The following is a 17,580-nucleotide window of genomic DNA, read 5'->3' on the forward strand; positions in this document are numbered from 1 at the left end:
GGACGAGAGCCTTGCGGGACGCCGCCGCATCGGATGACACGGCGGGCCTGTGCCCGCAGGCTCGGAAACGCGCTTGCATGAACAAACAGGTTTGCTACGCCATTGCAGTACAAAATGTGTTGAAAGATAAAGCTTCGATCCGGCGCGTGCTGCCAATTGCCAAGTGACAGCATAGACTGCCAGACACATATCTAGTTCGCTGGCATCATTTTATTCTTTCGGCAGGGAAAGTGGTTACACAATGCATGTGACTTGTGACTGGCCTGCATCACTCCTGAGAAGTTAAACAATTTTTGGCATGCGCCGATGGCGGCGATGCATTATCTGCATGTCATTTGTTCGAGGCGCAAGGCCCGGCGTACCCCGGCAAGTCCTGTGCTTCCGGTTGGCAGGCCAGCTTTTGCGCCGTCTGGAGCGCGGAGAGCAGGGTCAGCCGGTCTATCGGCTGCCAGCCCATGCGCTCGCCGAAGTAACGCGCCCAGGCGAACTCCATGAAGTAGGCGTCGGTCTTCTTGAAGAATCCGGCATCTTCCGCATAGCCGGCAAGAGAGCGATAGGCATCGTCGCCCAAGTCCTTGATATGCGCCGGCAGTTCCTCCGGCGTGATGGGTTTGCCGTGGGAGTCGAACAGATACACCCAGTGCCGGGCTCGCATCTGATCCCAGAAGGAGGCGCGGTTGTCGAAACGGTGAATCACTTCAGCCGTTATTTTTTCCGCACCAACGCGCGTGAGTACGCTGGCAAGATGATGTCCATCGGTCAGATAAAACTTGCCATCCGGAGCCTGCACCACCGGAACCGCCCACTTGCTGGTGTACTGGGCGCCGTCGATCCCGGGAGGCATTCGCGCCGCGCGCTCTTCGACCTGCATCGCTCCGATCGCCGGCTGGGTCGGGTGCAGCGCTTCCAGCGAGATTTCACATTTGCCATGAACCGGAATCTCCCGGCTGCATGTCGGCGCTGCCAGCGCATTGCAGCAGGCGAGCGCGAGGACGGCGGGCAAGGATAGCCCAAATGCCGCGAGCTTCGGTTCGAAGGAGCGGCTGGCGAAAGGAATGCCTGGCATGGGATTTCCTGGATAAGCAAAGGCGCAATGATAACTGCAAGTCCGGCGCGCGGTCGCCATTCGGGATGTTATTGGCGCAGCGCTGCTTCGGCGGCGCGCGCGATGGCCAGCACCTTCGCATCCGACATTGCCGGTCCGGCGATCATTAGCCCGACCGGCAGCGTGCCCGGCGCATGGCAAGGCAGCGAGATCGCGCAGCCGTCGAGCAGGTTGATGGTGGACGGATTGCGCAGCAGGAGAGCATTGGCCTTAAAAAATGCGTCTTCCGACGCCTCGAGGTACGCGATGGGCGGCGCGACGATCGGGACCGTTGGCATGAGCAGCGCGTCGAATGCGCCCAGTTCCCTTTCCATCCTTGCGATCCAGTCGCGTCGCTTTCTGTGCAGGTCGATGTAGTCGGCAGCGCTCAGCGCGGAGCCCATCCTGATGCGCTTCGCGACGCGGAAGTCGTACTGGTCTTCATGGGCGGCAAGTAATCCGCGATGCCAGGAATAGGCCTCCGCGCCGGAAAACCTGTTGAGCTCGGCTGCCTCGGCCAGCAGCGAAAACGGCGCGTCGACGAGCTGCGCCCCCGCCCGGGACAGGCTGGTCAGCGCGGCGGAGAACGAGGTGGCGACATGCGGCTCCAGCGCATCGAGCATCACCGTCCCGGGCACCGCCAGGCGCACTTGGCCGAGGGCCAGCTCGGGAATGGTCAACGGATCGTCGGCGATCACGCTATCGAGGTAGATACAGTCGTTGACCGAGCGCGTCATCGCGCAAACCGTATCCAGCGTGGTCGACAACGGTATGGTTCCTGCGGTCGGCACGCGCCGCGCCGTCGACTTGAAGCCGACGATGCCGCACAGGGCCGCGGGAATCCGAATTGAGCCGCCGGTGTCTGAGCCGAGGGCGGCAACGCAAAGGCCGCTTGCCACCGATACCGCAGCGCCGGAAGAGGATCCGCCCGGGATGCGCATGGCGGTGTCATCCGCCGGATTGGGCGGGGTGCCGTAATGCGGGTTCAATCCGACGCCAGAGAACGCGAATTCGGTCATGTTGGTTTTGCCGATGAGCGCGGCGCCGGCGCCACGCAGACGCCGCACCGCGGGGGCATCGGCGGCGGCGGGCGGCATGCCGCCCAGAACGGTGGAGCCCGCCATCGTGGTTTCGCCCGCAATATCGGTCAAATCCTTGACCGATACCGGCAGCCCCGCCAGCGGCGGCAATTGCACGCCCGCGACCCGCATCGCGTCCGCATAAGCCGCGCTTGCCCGTGCTGCTGCGGGGTAGAGCCTGGTAAAGACGGCCGTGGCTCGTTCGGCATGCGGAAGGATGGCATCCATCAGGGCGCGGCGCGAGGTAGTGGCCAGTGCAGCGATCGATTGGGAAATGAGGTTATTCATGCGAAAATCGGCGGTTTTTACTTTGCAGGGCAACTAGTATATCGAGTTGCCTGTGGTAAGCGTTTCGCTGGGAGAGGCACAATGACGCAGGATGCGGCTGGCAGGAACTTCGGGGCGAGAACTGCGCTTTCCATTCCGCTTTGGCTGGTGTGGGCGGCGGCGCTCGTGTTCGTGCTGGGCGGTCTCGGCGGCTTCGGCATCCTCGACAACAACGAAGGGCTGTACGCGGAAATTCCGCGCGAGATGCTCGCATCGCACGACTGGCGGCTATGGGTGATTCCGCACCTGAACGGGTTGCCTTACATGGAAAAACCGCCCTTGCTGTACTGGCTGACGGCATTGTCGTTCGCGCTTTTCGGCCAATCGGAATGGGCCGCGCGGCTGGTGCCGGCCGCCTCTTCGCTGTCGTGCGTGGCAATGCTGCTGCGGTTCGGCGGTGTGGTGCGCCGGCCGCAGGCGGCGCGCCTGGCAGCGCTGATGTTCGTCAGCGGCGTCGGCGTGACGGCGATGTCGCATGTCCTGATGTTCGACATGCTGCTGACAGCGCTGCTGACGGCGGCGCTGATGTTCGGCTACCGCTTTCTGCAGGAGGAAAAGCCTGCGTGGCTGCGCTGGTCGTATGCCTTCCTGGCGCTCGCCTTGCTGGCCAAGGGATTCGTCGCCCTCATCCTGTACGGGCTGGTCGTCGTGATTTTCCTGGCTGCGTCCGGCGGCTCTCTTGCCGGATTCCTGCGCCGCTGCGCCAGCCTGTTCGATCCCCGTGCGCTGCTGGTATTCGTGTTGATTGCTGCGCCCTGGCATATCGCGGCCAGCATGACGGAGCCGATTTTCGCGTGGTTCTATTTCATAAACGAGCATGTCCTGCGTTTTCTCGGCAAGCGCGAGCCGCACGACTACTACTCGGGCGGATGGTGGTACTACCTGCCGCGCATGGCGATCTATCTCTTCCCGTGGTCGTTTCTGCTGTTCGGTATGGCCGTTTCCCGGCGCGCGCATGCGCGGCCGGACGAAGGCTTGCTGAAACGGTTCCTGTTCGTCGCATGGCTGGTCCCGCTATTGTTCTTTTCGGTTTCGAGCGCCAAGGCGAATTACTATCTGGTGGCGGTCATGCCGTTTGCCGCTTTCCACCTGGCGCTGGCGCTGGAAGAGCGCGATTTCGTCGCGCCCCGGGCGCGCTTGCTGCCGGGCGCGCTGATCGCCGTCCTTGCGGTGATCGCCTATGCGGTGCTGGCTGCGCGCGGCGAGGAATCGGACACGCAGCTGTTCATCCTGGGATTTTCGCAGCGCCAGTTCCTGCTGTATTTCTTCGGCGGCCTGGCCGCGCTGGCGATGCTTGCAGCACTGTGCGCCTGGCGTGTCGCCAGAATCGGAGTGCTGGCCTATCTGCTGCTGCCGGCGTGGACATCCATCGGGCTGACGGTGACGTTGCAGGCGATGGAGCCGCAGATTTCGACTCGCCAGCTCGCGGGGTGGCTGCAGGATGAACTTGCCGGGCGTACGGTCTACCTGTTCCAGAAGTTCGAAGAACAGTCTTCCTTGCCCTTTTACCTGAAACACCCGGTGCCGGTGGTCGATGGGCATAGCAACGATCTGTTTTGGGGGAACAGGTTGCGCAAGAATGACATCATGATTTCGACTGCCCAGTTTTTGGCGGCGCTCAAGCAGCATCCGGCAGCAATCTTGGTGAAGCGGCGTCAACTCGACGAGTTCCGCGCGGCCGGATTGAACGCGAATTTCAAGGGCGAAAAACGTATCGGCGACACGACCGTGTTCTTCAATTGATGCCTGTCGTTGCTAGGACAGCCATATGCGGTGACAAGGTATAATCTCGGTTTCTGAAATAACCCGCAGTCATGCTGTCCTCGCAGGCAGCGGAGCTGCCCCAACTTCTCACCGCCATGTTGATTCTGCCGGGCTCTAATGCCCTGTCTGCCTTTCGCACCCAACGCCTATTAACACAATTGCAAGCAGTCGAGCCGGCCATCGTCGGCGTCACCGGCCGCTTCCTGCATTTCATCGATGCGGCCAGCGCGCCGAGCCAGGAGGATATCGGCCGCCTCAACGGGCTCCTGACCTATGGCGAGCCGTTCACGGCAGCGGCCGATGGCGAGGAATTCATCGTGATTCCGCGCCTAGGCACGATCTCGCCGTGGGCCAGCAAGGCGACGGACATCGTCCACAACTGCGGGATGGCGCACGTCAAGCGCCTCGAGCGCGGCGTGTCGTATCACGTGCAGATGAAATCCGGCCTGCTCGGCGGCGCGAAGAAGATGTCGTCCGCCGTGGCGCAGGAAGTCGCGTCCCTGCTGCACGATCGCATGACCGAGACGGTGCTGCGCGACGCTAATGATGCCGCCGCCTTGTTTCGCGAGCTGGAGGCCAAGCCGCTGGAATTCGTCGATGTGCTGGTCGGTGGTCGGCATGCGCTGGAGCGCGCCAACGGCGAGCTCGGCCTGGCGCTGTCGGACGACGAAATCGATTACCTGCTCAATGCCTTCACCCAGGCCAAGCGCAATCCGACCGATGTCGAGCTGATGATGTTCGCGCAAGCCAACAGCGAGCATTGCCGCCACAAGATATTCAATGCCGACTGGACCATCGACGGCGAGAAGCAGGACAGGTCGCTGTTCGCGATGATCAAGAACACGCACCAGTTGCAGCCGAAGGGCACGATCGTTGCCTACAGCGACAATTCATCGATCATTGAAGGCGCGACAGTCTCGCGCTTCTATCCGCGCGGCGCGGCTGGCGGCAACGTGTACGAAGCGTCGGACGAGTTGACGCATATCCTGATGAAGGTCGAGACGCACAACCACCCGACCGCAATTTCACCGTTCCCGGGCGCCTCCACCGGCGCCGGCGGCGAGATCCGCGACGAAGGCGCGACCGGCCGCGGCTCCAAACCAAAGGCCGGCCTGACTGGCTTCACCGTTTCCAATCTGATGCTGACGCATTCGGTCCATCCATGGGAAAACGCACGCGATGTCACCGAGCCGGTGGCGCAGCGCGTGTCCCACGGCCAGGCTGGCATCTACGGCAAGCCGGACCGTATCGCCTCGCCGCTGCAGATCATGATCGACGGTCCGATCGGCGGCGCGGCATTCAACAACGAGTTCGGCCGTCCCAATCTTGGCGGCTACTTCCGTAGCTACGAGCAGAACGTCGGCGGCAAGGTGATGGGATACCACAAGCCGATCATGATCGCCGGCGGCATGGGCAACATTTTGGACAAGCACACCAAAAAGCATGAGCTGCCGGTCGGCAGCCTGCTGGTCCAGCTCGGCGGCCCCGGCATGCGCATCGGTATGGGCGGCGGGGCCGCGTCCTCGATGGCAACCGGCACCAATACCGCCGATCTCGACTTCGACTCGGTCCAGCGCGGCAATCCGGAGATGGAGCGGCGCGCGCAGGAAGTCATCAATGCCTGCTGGGCGATGAGTGACGACAATCCGATCCTGTCGATTCACGACGTCGGCGCAGGCGGCCTGTCCAACGCGTTCCCGGAACTGACCAACGACGCGAAGCGCGGCGCGGTGTTCGACTTGCGCAAGGTGCCTCTGGAAGAGAGCGGCATGGCGCCCAAGGAAATCTGGAGCAACGAGTCGCAGGAGCGTTATGTGCTCGCGATTGCGCCGGAGTCGCTGCCGCTGTTCCAGTACCTGTGCGAACGCGAACGCTGCCCGTTCGCGGTAGTCGGCACGGCGACAGAGGAACGCCAGCTGAAGGTGATCGATCCGGAGCACGACAACAGCCCGGTGGACATGCCGATGGATATCCTGCTCGGCAAGCCGCCGAAAATGCATCGCGACGTCGCGCGCGTGCCGAGCGAGCTGCCGCCGGTCGATCTGACCGGGATGGATCTGCTCGAGGTGGCGCAGCGCGTGCTGCGCCTGCCGGCCGTGGCCGACAAGTCGTTCCTGATCACCATCGGCGACCGCACCGTCGGCGCCATGTCGGTGCGCGACCAGATGGTCGGCCCGTGGCAGGTGCCGGTTGCCGACTGCGCGGTCACCGCGATGGGACTGGAAGGCTATCGCGGCGAGGCGATGGCGATGGGCGAGCGCACGCCGCTGGCGGTGATCGATGCCGCCGCATCCGGCCGCATGGCCGTGGGCGAGGCGATCACCAATGTCGCCGCCGCGCCGATCGTCGATATCTCCGATATCAAGCTGTCGGCGAACTGGATGGCAGCTTGTGGACAGCCGGGGCAGGACGCCGCACTGTTCGATACCGTCAAGGCGGTCGGCATGGAGCTGTGCCCGGCCCTGGGCATCAGCATCCCGGTCGGCAAGGATTCGCTGTCGATGCGCACGACCTGGACCGATACCGAAGGCGGCAAGTCGGTGACCTCGCCGGTTTCGCTGATCGTTTCCGCCTTCTCCCCGGTATCGGACGTGCGTCTTGTAATGACGCCGCAATTGCGCACCGACCTGGGCGACACGGCATTGATCGTGATCGATCTCGGCCGCGGCAAGAACCGCATGGGTGCCTCCGCGCTGACGCAGGTGATGCAACAGATCGGCAACAGCGTGCCGGATGTCGACAGCGCCGAAGACCTGAAAGCCTTCTTCAACGCGATCCAGCAACTGAACAAGGAGCGCAAGCTCTTGGCCTATCACGACCGTTCCGACGGCGGCCTGTTCGCGACGCTGTGCGAAATGGCCTTTGCCGGCCGCTGTGGCGTGTCGGTCAATCTCGATATCCTGGCGATGGAAGGCGAGCATGCTTCCGACTCCGGGGAAGCCAAGAACTGGGCAACCCAGGTGGCGGAGCGCCGCAACGAAATGACGCTGCGCGCGCTGTTCAACGAGGAACTGGGCGCGGTGATCCAGGTGCGCGCCGAGGAAAAGTCGGATGTGATGAACGTGCTGCGGTCCTACAACCTGGGCGCCTGCAGCCACATTATCGGCAAGACGAACGATCGTGGCGTAATCGAGTTCACGCGCGACGCGAAAGTGATCTTCAGCCAGCCGCGCATCGAGTTGCATCGCCTGTGGAGCGAAACCAGCTGGCGCATCGCGCGCCTGCGCGACAATCCGGCCTGCGCCGACGCGGAATACGATCGCATTCTCGACGCCGCCGATCCGGGCATCACGCCCAAGCTGACGTTCGATCCGCAGGTCGACGTGGCGGCGCCATTCATCGCCACCGGCGTCAAGCCGAAGGTCGCGATTTTGCGCGAGCAGGGCGTGAATTCCCACATCGAAACCGCCTATGTGATGCACAAGTCCGGATTCACGGCGGTTGACGTGCACATGAGCGACCTGATCGCCGGTCGCGCGCGGCTGGACGACTTCAAGGGCTTCATCGCGGTGGGCGGCTTCTCCTACGGCGATGTACTCGGCGCCGGCGAAGGCTGGGCCAAGACCATCCTGTTCAATGCCAAGCTGGCCGAGCAGTTCGCCGGTTTCTTCAACCGCGTCGATACGTTCGCGCTGGGCATTTGCAACGGCTGCCAGATGATGAGCAATCTGAAATCCATCATCCCTGGCGCGCAGGACTGGCCGAAGTTCACCCGCAACAAGTCGGAACAGTTCGAGGCGCGTTTCGCGATGGTCGAAGTTGCCGAGTCTCCTTCGATCTTCTTTGCCGACATGGCCGGCACGCAGAGCGCAATCGCGGTCGCGCACGGCGAAGGCTTCGCCGACTTCTCGCAGACCGGGGACCTCAGCAAGGCGATCGTGGCGATGCGCTACGTCGACAACAAGGGGCAGGCAACCGAAGGCTATCCGTACAACCCGAACGGTTCGCCGCAAGGGATCACGTCGGTAACGACGCCGGACGGCCGCTTCACGGTCCTGATGCCGCATGCCGAGCGCGTGTTCCGTACCGTGCAGCATTCCTGGCATCCCGATTCGTGGGGCGAATATTCGCCGTGGATGCGCATGTTCCGCAATGCGCGCAAGTGGGTGGGCTGACGGATCTGCGGGTGCTGCCCGCATGATTGTCTGAAATAAAAAAAGGCGCTCTGGATAGAGCGCCTTTTTGTTGGGACGGAAGAATTACTGGATCTTCGCTTTCTTGCGCAGGTCTTCCTGGAAGGCCTGCAGCTTCTTCTGCTGCAGAGATTCGGCGATCTGCGGCTTGACTTCTTCCAGCGACGGGATCTGTGCCGCGCGCACGTCTTCCAGCTTGATCACGTGATAGCCGTACTGGGTCTTGACCGGGGTTTCGGTGATCTGACCCTTCTGCAGGCCGACCATGGCGTCGGAGAACGGCTTAACGAAGGAGGCAGGCGATGCCCAGTCGAGGTCGCCGCCGTTGGCCGCGGAACCCGGGTCCTTGGATTGCTTGGCCAGGTCTTCGAACTTGGCGCCACCTTTCAGCTTGGCGATGATGGCCTTGGCATCTTCTTCCTTGTCGACCAGGATGTGGCGCGCATGGTATTCCTTGTCGCCGGCCTGCGCCTTGAAGCGATCGTATTCAGCCTTGATGTCGGCATCCTTGACCGGGTTCTTCTTCAGGTAGTCCTGCACCAGTGCGCGGATCGCGATCGACTGACGCGCGATTTCCACCTGGTTCTTCACTTCCGGGGTATTCGATAGGCCGAGCTTGTCCGCTTCCTGGATCAGGATTTCGCGGTTGATCAGCTCTTCCTTGACCATGGCACGCAGTTGCGGAGAATCGGGCTGGCCTTGAGCCGCGAGCTGTTTGACCATTGCGTCGGCGCGGGAGGAGGGAACAGGCTTGCCGTTGACGACGGCGATGTTTTGCGCCATGACGGGCAGCGCGACGGCGGCGACGAGCAGCATCAACAGGCGTGCGGGTTTTACGGTCATTGTGTTAGTCCTAAATACAAAATGAGTGGAAGATAAAAAAATACGCCGAATTACGACGATAGCTCGGACGGCGCAAATGCAATGATGGTAAGGGCGTGTATATCGCGGTGCATCATGTCATGCAGACAATCATACACCAGGCGATGCCTGGCAACGCGATTTAACCCCTCAAATCGGTCGGAAACCAGGTGAAGTTTATAGTGGCCGGCGCCCGAGGCGGCGCCTGCATGTCCGGCATGCAAATGAGACTCGTCGATCAATTGACATTCGCTCGGTGAAAAAGTTGCGACCACCCGGCTGCGTATGCGTTCCATGCGCTCGTTCATCTGGAATCCTTCACGTACTTGGACAGGAATACGCTTTGCCCGATGATGAATGCAAACATCAGCCCGGTGAAGCCGAACAGCTTGAAATTGACCCACGCCGCCGTTGAGAAGTTATAGGCGACATAGAGGTTCACCAAGCCCATGACGCCGAAAAAAGCAGCCCAGGACAGGGAAAGGCGTTGCCATATCGCATCCGGCAGGGAAATCTGTTTTTCCATCATCAGGCGGATCAGGTTTTTACCGAACGCGGCTTGGCTGACCAGGAGCGCGGCGCCGAAGCACCAATACAGTACCGTCGGCTTCCATTTGATGAAAGTCTCGTTGTGGAAATAAATCGTCGCCCCGCCGAACAGAGTGATGATGGCCAGCGACACCCACAGCATGCCGTCGACCTTGCGCCCGCGCAGCAGCAGATAGGCGATTTGCGCCACGGTGGCGAGAATGGCGACGGCCGTGGCAAGCATGATGGGCGCTTGCGCGGGACTGGCGATGCCGCCGGAAACCAGCCCGGACAGATATTGCTGGGCAAGGCCCTGCGCGGCATCCGGATGGCCTTCGCCCCATTTGAACATGGAAAAGAACAGGATGACCGGGAATAGGTCGAACAAAAACTTCATGTGGTTGCGATTCCTCTATATAGGTTCGAAGCGGAGTGATGCCGAATTGATGCAGTAGCGCAGCCCGGTGGGCGGCGGTCCGTCCGGAAATACGTGGCCGAGATGCGCATCGCATATATTGCATAAAATTTCGGTGCGTATCATGCCATGACTGCGGTCGATGCGCTCGCTAACATTGGCGGGATCGAGTGCCCGAAAATAACTTGGCCAGCCGCATCCCGAATCGAACTTGGCATCCGACTCGAACAACGGCGTGCCGCAGCACACACAAGTATAAATGCCACGCTCGTGGTGATCCCAGTAACGGCCTGTAAAGGCGCGTTCGGTCGCCGCATGGCGCGTCACTTCGTATTCGAGCGGGTCGAGTTGGTCGCGCCACTCTGCATCCGTTTTCACTATCTTGTCTGTCATGATGAACAACTCACTTCCAGTTCGCTGGCCCAGTCTGGCGGCAGCTGGGCATACCTTGCGTTTTCCGGTTGCTCGTCGAATGGCTTCTCCAGCACTTTGAGCAGGGCGGCCACTTCGGAAAAATCCTTATTTTGCGCCTTTTCGATGGCGTTTTGTGCAAGGTAGTTGCGCAGCACATACTTCGGATTGACGCCGTTCATCTCGAACCGGCGCTGCGCATCGATACTGCCTTCCTGCTTGAGGCGCAAGCGGTATTGCGCCGCCCACGCGTCGAATGCCCGCCGGTCAATGAACAGGTCGCGCAGCGGCGCGTCGGCTTCCGGGCGATCGAGCTGGAGGTCGCCAAGCCGGCGGAAAAACAGCGTGAAATCAACGTGGTTTTGCTGCATGAGTTCGAACATGGCCTCGATCAGTCCGCCGTCTTCGGGCAGCATGGAGTGCAGGCCAAGCTTTGCGTGCAGCAGTCGGTCGAGCTTGGCGTCGTAGGCCGGCTTGTAGATTTCCAACGCAGCTTGCGCGTCGTCGACTTCGCCGATCAGCGGGAGCAGCGCCTGGCCCAGGGCGAAGCAGTTCCACTGGCCGATGCGCGGCTGCATGTGATACGCATAACGGCCCTGCGTATCGCTGTGGTTGCAGATATGCCGGAAGTCGAATGCTTCCATGAATCCGAAAGGTCCGTAGTCGATCGTCAGGCCGAGGATGGACATGTTGTCGGTGTTCATCACGCCATGCATGAATCCGACTGCCTGCCACTGCGCGATCAGTTCAGCCGTCCGGCGCGTGACTTCGGTTAACAGGGCGCTATAGGGATTGGGTTCGGCGCGCAACTCGGGGTAAAGGCGATCGATCACATAGTCTGCCAGCGTCTTCAGTTCCGTCTGGCGATCGTTGTAAGACCAGTGCTCGAACGAGCCGAAGCGCACGAAACTGGGCGACAAGCGCGTTGCCACCGCCGCTGTCTCCGGTGTTTCCCGCATCACCAGCATGTCGGACCCCGTAACGCACAGCGCGCGCGTGGTCGGTATGCCGAGCGCGGCCATCGCCTCCGAACAGAGGAACTCGCGGATCGACGAGCGCAGCACTGCGCGGCCGTCGCCCATGCGCGAATAAGGGGTCTTGCCCGAGCCCTTCAATTGCAATTCCACGCGCCCCGGCGCGGCGCCGCCGGCTGCTGGCGCATCGCCCAGCAGGATCGCGCGGCCGTCTCCCAGCTGTCCGGCCCATACACCGAACTGATGGCCAGAATAGACCGCCGCCAACGGCTCGGATCGGGCAAGAGGGCGGTTGCCGGAAAACGCCTGGATGAAATGCTCGGTGGCCATCTCCGCGGGATCAAGCCCGATCAGGCGTGCCGCGGCACTGCTGGCCGCCACGAGATAGGGCGCCGGGATCGGTGTCGGCTGCAGCCGGGTATGGAAAGCAGGCGGCAGGCTGGCGAACGAATTTTCCAGTGGCAGGGTGGCGAGGCGATAAAGGCCGCCGAGGAGGGGCGTGTTCATGGTGAATCCTTGGCGCTGGCGGCGCCGCGTTCCGGATAGGCGATGCGGCCAAGCGCCTGCGGGTGCACGATCGAGACACGGCCGTATTGGGTCCTGACCAATCCGTTCTGTTCCCACAGCCGCAGTAGCTTGGCGATGCTTTGACGCGATCTGCCGAGCAAATGGCCGAGTTCCTCCTGTGTCAGCGGCACTTCGCGTCCGAGCGCCAGCGTCGCCGCATTCATGGCGGAAGGAGTGATGTGCGCAAGCTCCAGCATGCGGCGCGCAAGACGCTGCGGCATGGGCGCGGTCGCGGCTTCTTCGACCAGATCGAACGTGGTGCGCAGTCGCAGGCACAGCATCCTGGCGAAGCATTCATAGATCGCGGGATGGCGCGCCAGCAGCCGCTGGAAGTCGGTTTTCGCATGAAACAGCACGACGGTCGCGCCGGAGGCATGTCCGTCGTGCGAGCGGGGCAGGCCGTCGAACAGCGCTATTTCGCCGAAACAGTTGGGCGCGTCCAGCACCGCAATCGTGGTGGCATGGCCGTCGGCGGTGGTGCGAGTGAAACGCACCGCGCCGCGGGCAATCGTGTAAAAGCCATCCGCCATGGACCCTCGCGCATGCAGCAGGGCGCCGTCGTCGACCGCGCGCAGCGTGGCGCAGGCCGCAGCGTCTTCGACGACATGGTCGGGATAGCCGTCCAGCCACGACCGTCGCAGCAGCGCGGCTTTGTCGATGTCATTGATGAATCGGTTCGGCATGGCGATTGTCAAAAAGTTGACAGTATTGTGCGGCGCAGGCCGCCGATACTGCTTAAGCCTGTGTCCCTTGTTCAGGCAAACTTGATCTGAAATAAATCTTTAGGATGCATGTATTCTGACAGAGAAGAGGAGACCCCATATGAATGCGCCAGAAAAGCTGTCGATCCCGTCATTGAAGGAGCGCGTCTCTGCCGAGGAATGGCAGGCGCGCGTCGATCTCGCCGCGTGTTATCGCCTGGTGGCGGACTTCGGCTGGAGCGATCTGGTTTTTACCCACATCACCGCCCGCGTGCCTGGCGTCGACAACCAGTTCCTCATCAACCCATACGGCATGATGTTCGACGAGATTACCGCATCGTCACTGGTGAAAATCGACCTCCATGGCAACAAGATCGAGGAATCACCGTTTCCGGTCAATCCCGCCGGCTTCACGATCCATTCCGCCATCCACGCGGCGCGGCATGACGCGCAGTGCGTGTTGCATGCCCATAGTATCAACGGCGTGGCGGTATCGGCGCAAAAGGAAGGCGTGCTGCCCATCTCGCAGCAATCGATTTTTGTGCTGTCGAGCCTGGCCTATCACGACTATGAAGGCGTGGCCTTGAATGCCGATGAGAAGCCCCGCCTGGTGGCGGATCTTGGAGATAAAAGCTATTTGATGTTACGCAACCACGGTTTGTTAACATTAGGAAAAACAGTTGCCGATGCGTTCCTTAACATGTATATCTTCGAATCGGCATGCATGATCCAGATCCGCGCCCAGTCCGGCGGCGGCGAGTTGGTCCGGATTCCGGAACCGATCATCCGCGGCGCCCAGCAACAGGCGAAAAGCGTGACCAAGTCGCAGGGCGGCATGCTGGCATGGCCGGGACTGCTGCGCCGCCTGGACCGGATCGATCCCTCCTACCGCACCTGATACAAGGAGAAGACATGGATACGAACATCAAGGCGCACGCCACCTTCCGCGACATGCAGGACAGTACGGCGGAAGACTGGAAAATCATCGCGGACGAATTCAGGCCGTACGCCGCGGCCTTGCCGGATCGCGTGCTGGCGCACCTGCGCCTGCTGGAAGGCGACTGCGGCGGCTTTCCGGTGGACCGGTTGACGCATAGCCTGCAAACAGCCACGCGCGCATGGCGCGACGGGCGCGATGAAGAATACGTGGTGTGCGCGCTGCTGCATGACATTGGCGACACCCTCGGCAGCTTCAATCACCCGGATATCGCGGCCGCGATCCTGAAGCCGTTCGTCAGCCCGGAGAACCTGGCGATGGTAGAAAAGCACGGGATCTTCCAGGGCTATTACTTTTTCCATCATCTCGGCATGGACCGCAACCTGCGGGATCAGTTCGCAGGGCAGGCGCTGTATGACGAGACGGTCGCGTTTTGCGAAAAGTATGACGCGCCTGCATTCGATCCCGAGTATGACACGCTGCCGCTGGCATTTTTCGAACCGATGCTGCGCCGCGTAATGGCGCGGCCAAAGAACACGATCTATAAGGCTGTGTCCTAGAGAAAAGTCAAACCGATGATATTTGTGCAGTGCGCAATCGAAAAACGTTGACGCTTTTAGTACGGTCGTTCAAAAATCATGACTTGAATTAGTGGAAATATTCTAATATTCAAAAAACAATTCGGAGACACCATGGCGCAATACACCAAGAGCCCCTTGATGGGCCAGATGATGAGCCAGCCCTTGCTCATTTCGAGCCTGATCCAGCACGCGGACCGCTATTTCGGTGACAGTGAAATCGTCTCGCGCCGCGTGGAAGGCGACATCCACCGCTATACCTACCGCGATTGCCATGCACGTGCCCGCCGCATGGCCAATGCGCTCGGCAAGCTCGGCGTACAGATGGGCGACCGCGTGGCGACGCTGGCGTGGAACGGCTACCGCCACATGGAGTTGTACTACGCCATTTCCGGCTCCGGCGCTGTCATGCACACGATTAATCCGCGCCTGCATCCGGAACAGATCGCCTACATCGTCAACCACGCCGAGGACCAGTACCTGTTCTTCGACATGACGTTTCTGCCGCTGGTCGAGGCGTTTGCGGCGCATTGTGGAACCGTCCGGGGTTTCGTGATGATGTGCGATCGCGAATGCATGCCACAGCAGAGCAAGGTGCCGAACCTGATGTGTTACGAGGACCTGATTGCCGAAAATTCGGACCGGTACGACTGGCCCCTGTTCGACGAAAACTCGGCTTCCAGCCTGTGCTACACCTCCGGCACGACGGGCAACCCGAAGGGCGCGCTGTACTCGCACCGCTCGACGGTGCTGCATTCCTTTGCATCGGTCATGCCCGATGCGCTCAACGTGTCGTCGCGCGACGTGGTGCTGCCGGTGGTGCCGATGTTCCACGTGAATGCGTGGGGCTTGCCGTACTCGGTGCCGATGGTCGGCGCCAAGATGGTGTTCCCTGGGCCGGCGCTGGACGGCAAGTCGATCTATGAATTGTTCGAACAGGAGAAGGTGACGTTCTCCGCCGGCGTGCCGACCGTGTGGCTAGGCTTGCTGACCTATGTCGGACAGAACAATCTGAAGTTTTCGACTTTCCGGCGTACCGTGATCGGCGGATCGGCCTGCCCGCCGGCGATGATGAAGACCTTCCGCCACCAATATAACGTCGAGGTGGTGCATGCCTGGGGCATGACGGAGATGTCGCCGCTCGGCACCACATGCACGCTGCAAAGCAAGCATGCCGATCTGCCGGAGGATCAGAAGCAGGCAATCCTGGAGAAGCAGGGGCACGCCATCTACGGCGTCGACATGAAGATCGTCGACGACTCTGGCAAGGAGTTGCCGTGGGACGGCAAGACTTACGGCAATCTGCTGGTCAAGGGGCCGTGGATTATCAACAGCTATTTCAAGGCTGAGAGCGGCGACGTCCTGCAGGACGGCTGGTTCCCGACCGGCGACGTCGCGACCATCAGCCCGGACGGCTACATGCAGATCACCGACCGCAGCAAGGATGTGATCAAGTCAGGCGGCGAGTGGATCGGCACCATCGACCTCGAAAACATCGCGGCCGGGCATCCGGCGGTGCAGCAGGCCGCCTGCATCGGCGTATTTCATCCGAAATGGGACGAGCGACCGTTGCTGGTAGTGGTAAAGAAGCCGGACGCGGACCTCAGCAAGGAAGAGCTGATCAGGTTTTTCGAGGGAAAAATCGCCAAGTGGTGGACGCCCGACGACGTGGTGTTCGTCGACGCGCTGCCGATCGGCGCGACCGGGAAAGTTTTGAAAAACAGGATACGCGAGCAGTTCAAGGAGTACAGGCTGCCGACGGCCTGATGGGATTGAATAATATAAGAAGCCGAAAAGCCGAAGTTCCGACAACACACCCTGATATAAGGAAGAGACAAATGATGAAAAAAATCCGCCCCGTCCTGCTGACCCTTTCGATTGCGGCAGCCTTTTCAGCGCCTGCCGCGCAGGCGGAGCACGTGAAGATTGCCATGATCGATACGCTGTCGGGGGCCTTCGCCCCGATCGGACAGAATCAGCTGCACAGCTTCCAGATGTTCACCGAGATGGCGAATCAGCAGAAGTGGGCGGGCGCCGGCAATACGCTCGAAGTGGTCGGATTCGACGGCAAGGGCAGCCCGCAGGAATCGCTCAACCAGCTCAAGGCGGTGATCGACCAGGGTTACCGCTATATCGCCCAGGGTAACGGCTCGGGCGTCGCGCTGGCGCTGATCGATGCCGTCAACAAGCATAACGAGCGCAATCCCGGCAAGGAAATCGTGTTCCTGAACTACTCGGCGATCGACCCTGACCTTACCAATAGCAAGTGCAGCTTCTGGCATTTCCGCTTCGACGCCAATTCGGACATGAAGATGGAGGCGCTGACGTCCTACATGGCGAAGGATCAGAGCATCAAGAAGGTCTACATTATCGGTCAGAACTATGCGCACGGGCATCAGGTGACACGAGCGGCCAAGGAATACATCAAGCGCAAGCGCCCGGATGTCCAGGTCGTCGGCGACGACCTGCATCCGATCGCGACGGTGAAGGACTTCTCGCCGTATATCGCGAAGATCAAGGCGTCGGGCGCCGATACCGTCATCACCGGCAACTGGGGCGCCGACCTCGCATTGCTGGTCAAGGCAGCGAAAGACGCCGGCCTGACCGCCAAGTTCTACACCTACTACGGCGGCACCTCGGGCGTACCGACGGCCATGGGCGGGGCGACCGCGGGGCAGGTCAAGCAGGTAGCCTACTGGACGCCGAACAATGAAACCTTCGCCGGGAAGGAGATCGTCGAGGCATTCAAGAAGAAGTACAACGACGACTTCTACGTGGCCGACACCTATACCGTGGTGCAGATGCTGTCCAAGGCCATCAAGGATGCCGGCTCGGCAGACCCGGTCAAGGTAGCGTTCGCCATGGAAGGGATGAAAGTCAAGGCGATCAACGGCGAGGTCGAGATGCGCGCCACCGACCACCAGCTACAACAGCCGCTGTACATCTCGACCTGGACCAAGGTCGACGGCAAGAAAATCAAGTACGACCAGGAAAACACCGGGTACGGCTGGAGCAACGATCAGAAGATCGACCCTTACGTCGCGACCCAGCCGACGTCGTGCCAGATGAAACGGCCATCCCGTTCGTAATATCCTCCACGCGGCATGGACCGGCTGCGGTCCATGTCGTATTCCGCCTTCGATCTGAATACCGCAAATCGTTTCGCGCCTGCGCGAGGAAAGCAGAAATGACATGAAAAATAGCGGTTGATTTACCGTCTA

The 17,580-nt window shown here is 61.1% G+C and carries 14 protein-coding genes; 6 read left to right on the forward strand and 8 right to left on the reverse strand.

The window, feature by feature from the left end; translation table 11 throughout:
- Nucleotides 1-331: 331 nt before the first annotated feature.
- Nucleotides 332-1,066, reverse strand: coding sequence for a ParB-like protein (locus tag FAY22_RS07415; RefSeq protein WP_146329618.1), 735 nt, complete (start codon nucleotides 1,064-1,066; stop codon nucleotides 332-334).
- A gap of 68 nt (nucleotides 1,067-1,134) precedes the next feature.
- Complete coding sequence (locus tag FAY22_RS07420) at nucleotides 1,135-2,451, reverse strand: amidase (RefSeq protein WP_146329619.1); 1,317 nt, start codon at nucleotides 2,449-2,451, stop codon at nucleotides 1,135-1,137.
- A gap of 81 nt (nucleotides 2,452-2,532) precedes the next feature.
- On the opposite strand from FAY22_RS07420, the gene FAY22_RS07425 reads away from it, so the two are divergent.
- Together FAY22_RS07425 and purL are read left to right on the forward strand one after the other, a co-directional pair.
- On the forward strand, nucleotides 2,533-4,233 hold the full coding sequence (locus tag FAY22_RS07425; RefSeq protein WP_168204790.1) for a glycosyltransferase family 39 protein: 1,701 nt from the start codon (nucleotides 2,533-2,535) through the stop codon (nucleotides 4,231-4,233).
- Nucleotides 4,234-4,349: 116 nt separating this feature from the next.
- Complete coding sequence (gene purL, locus FAY22_RS07430; protein ID WP_146333330.1) at nucleotides 4,350-8,369, forward strand: phosphoribosylformylglycinamidine synthase; 4,020 nt, start codon at nucleotides 4,350-4,352, stop codon at nucleotides 8,367-8,369.
- 84 nt (nucleotides 8,370-8,453) lie between these two features.
- Here the strand turns inward: purL and FAY22_RS07435 are convergent, their stop codons facing one another.
- From FAY22_RS07435 to FAY22_RS07460, 6 genes are read right to left on the reverse strand one after another with little or no spacing between them, the layout of a single operon-like run.
- Nucleotides 8,454-9,230 carry a peptidylprolyl isomerase gene (locus FAY22_RS07435; protein ID WP_146329621.1) on the reverse strand — a complete coding sequence of 259 codons (777 nt, stop codon included), beginning with the start codon at nucleotides 9,228-9,230 and terminating at the stop codon, nucleotides 8,454-8,456.
- A 50-nt stretch (nucleotides 9,231-9,280) separates the two neighbouring features.
- Nucleotides 9,281-9,556 carry a BolA family transcriptional regulator gene (locus FAY22_RS07440; protein ID WP_146329622.1) on the reverse strand — a complete coding sequence of 92 codons (276 nt, stop codon included), beginning with the start codon at nucleotides 9,554-9,556 and terminating at the stop codon, nucleotides 9,281-9,283.
- Nucleotides 9,553-10,173, reverse strand: coding sequence for a septation protein A (locus tag FAY22_RS07445; protein ID WP_146329623.1), 621 nt, complete (start codon nucleotides 10,171-10,173; stop codon nucleotides 9,553-9,555). The genes FAY22_RS07440 and FAY22_RS07445 overlap by 4 nt, the downstream gene beginning before the upstream one ends.
- 15 nt (nucleotides 10,174-10,188) lie before the next feature.
- Nucleotides 10,189-10,584, reverse strand: a complete 396-nt coding sequence (gene msrB / locus FAY22_RS07450; protein ID WP_146333332.1) for a peptide-methionine (R)-S-oxide reductase MsrB — start codon at nucleotides 10,582-10,584, stop codon at nucleotides 10,189-10,191.
- Nucleotides 10,581-12,083 carry a YdiU family protein gene (locus FAY22_RS07455; RefSeq protein WP_146329624.1) on the reverse strand — a complete coding sequence of 501 codons (1,503 nt, stop codon included), beginning with the start codon at nucleotides 12,081-12,083 and terminating at the stop codon, nucleotides 10,581-10,583. The genes msrB and FAY22_RS07455 overlap by 4 nt, the downstream gene beginning before the upstream one ends.
- Nucleotides 12,080-12,826 (reverse strand): Crp/Fnr family transcriptional regulator, encoded by a 747-nt coding sequence (locus FAY22_RS07460; protein WP_146329625.1) that lies wholly within the window; start codon nucleotides 12,824-12,826, stop codon nucleotides 12,080-12,082. The genes FAY22_RS07455 and FAY22_RS07460 overlap by 4 nt, the downstream gene beginning before the upstream one ends.
- A 139-nt stretch (nucleotides 12,827-12,965) precedes the next feature.
- Between FAY22_RS07460 and FAY22_RS07465 the strand changes: the two genes are divergently transcribed.
- The 4 genes from FAY22_RS07465 to FAY22_RS07480 all read left to right on the forward strand — a co-directional run bounded on the left by FAY22_RS07465 (nucleotide 12,966) and on the right by FAY22_RS07480 (nucleotide 17,448).
- Complete coding sequence (locus FAY22_RS07465; protein WP_146329626.1) at nucleotides 12,966-13,742, forward strand: class II aldolase/adducin family protein; 777 nt, start codon at nucleotides 12,966-12,968, stop codon at nucleotides 13,740-13,742.
- A 14-nt stretch (nucleotides 13,743-13,756) separates the two neighbouring features.
- Nucleotides 13,757-14,341, forward strand: coding sequence for an HD domain-containing protein (locus tag FAY22_RS07470; RefSeq protein WP_246860693.1), 585 nt, complete (start codon nucleotides 13,757-13,759; stop codon nucleotides 14,339-14,341).
- A gap of 132 nt (nucleotides 14,342-14,473) precedes the next feature.
- The gene (locus FAY22_RS07475) at nucleotides 14,474-16,126 is read left to right on the forward strand and encodes a 3-(methylthio)propionyl-CoA ligase (RefSeq protein WP_146329627.1); all 1,653 of its coding nucleotides are present in this window, start codon (nucleotides 14,474-14,476) and stop codon (nucleotides 16,124-16,126) included.
- Nucleotides 16,127-16,200: 74 nt separating this feature from the next.
- The gene (locus FAY22_RS07480) at nucleotides 16,201-17,448 is read left to right on the forward strand and encodes a branched-chain amino acid ABC transporter substrate-binding protein (RefSeq protein ID WP_146333336.1); all 1,248 of its coding nucleotides are present in this window, start codon (nucleotides 16,201-16,203) and stop codon (nucleotides 17,446-17,448) included.
- The last annotated feature ends 132 nt before the right edge of the window (nucleotides 17,449-17,580 follow it).

It is taken from the genome of Noviherbaspirillum sp. UKPF54 (genome assembly GCF_007874125.1).
Lineage (GTDB): Bacteria > Pseudomonadota > Gammaproteobacteria > Burkholderiales > Burkholderiaceae_D > Noviherbaspirillum.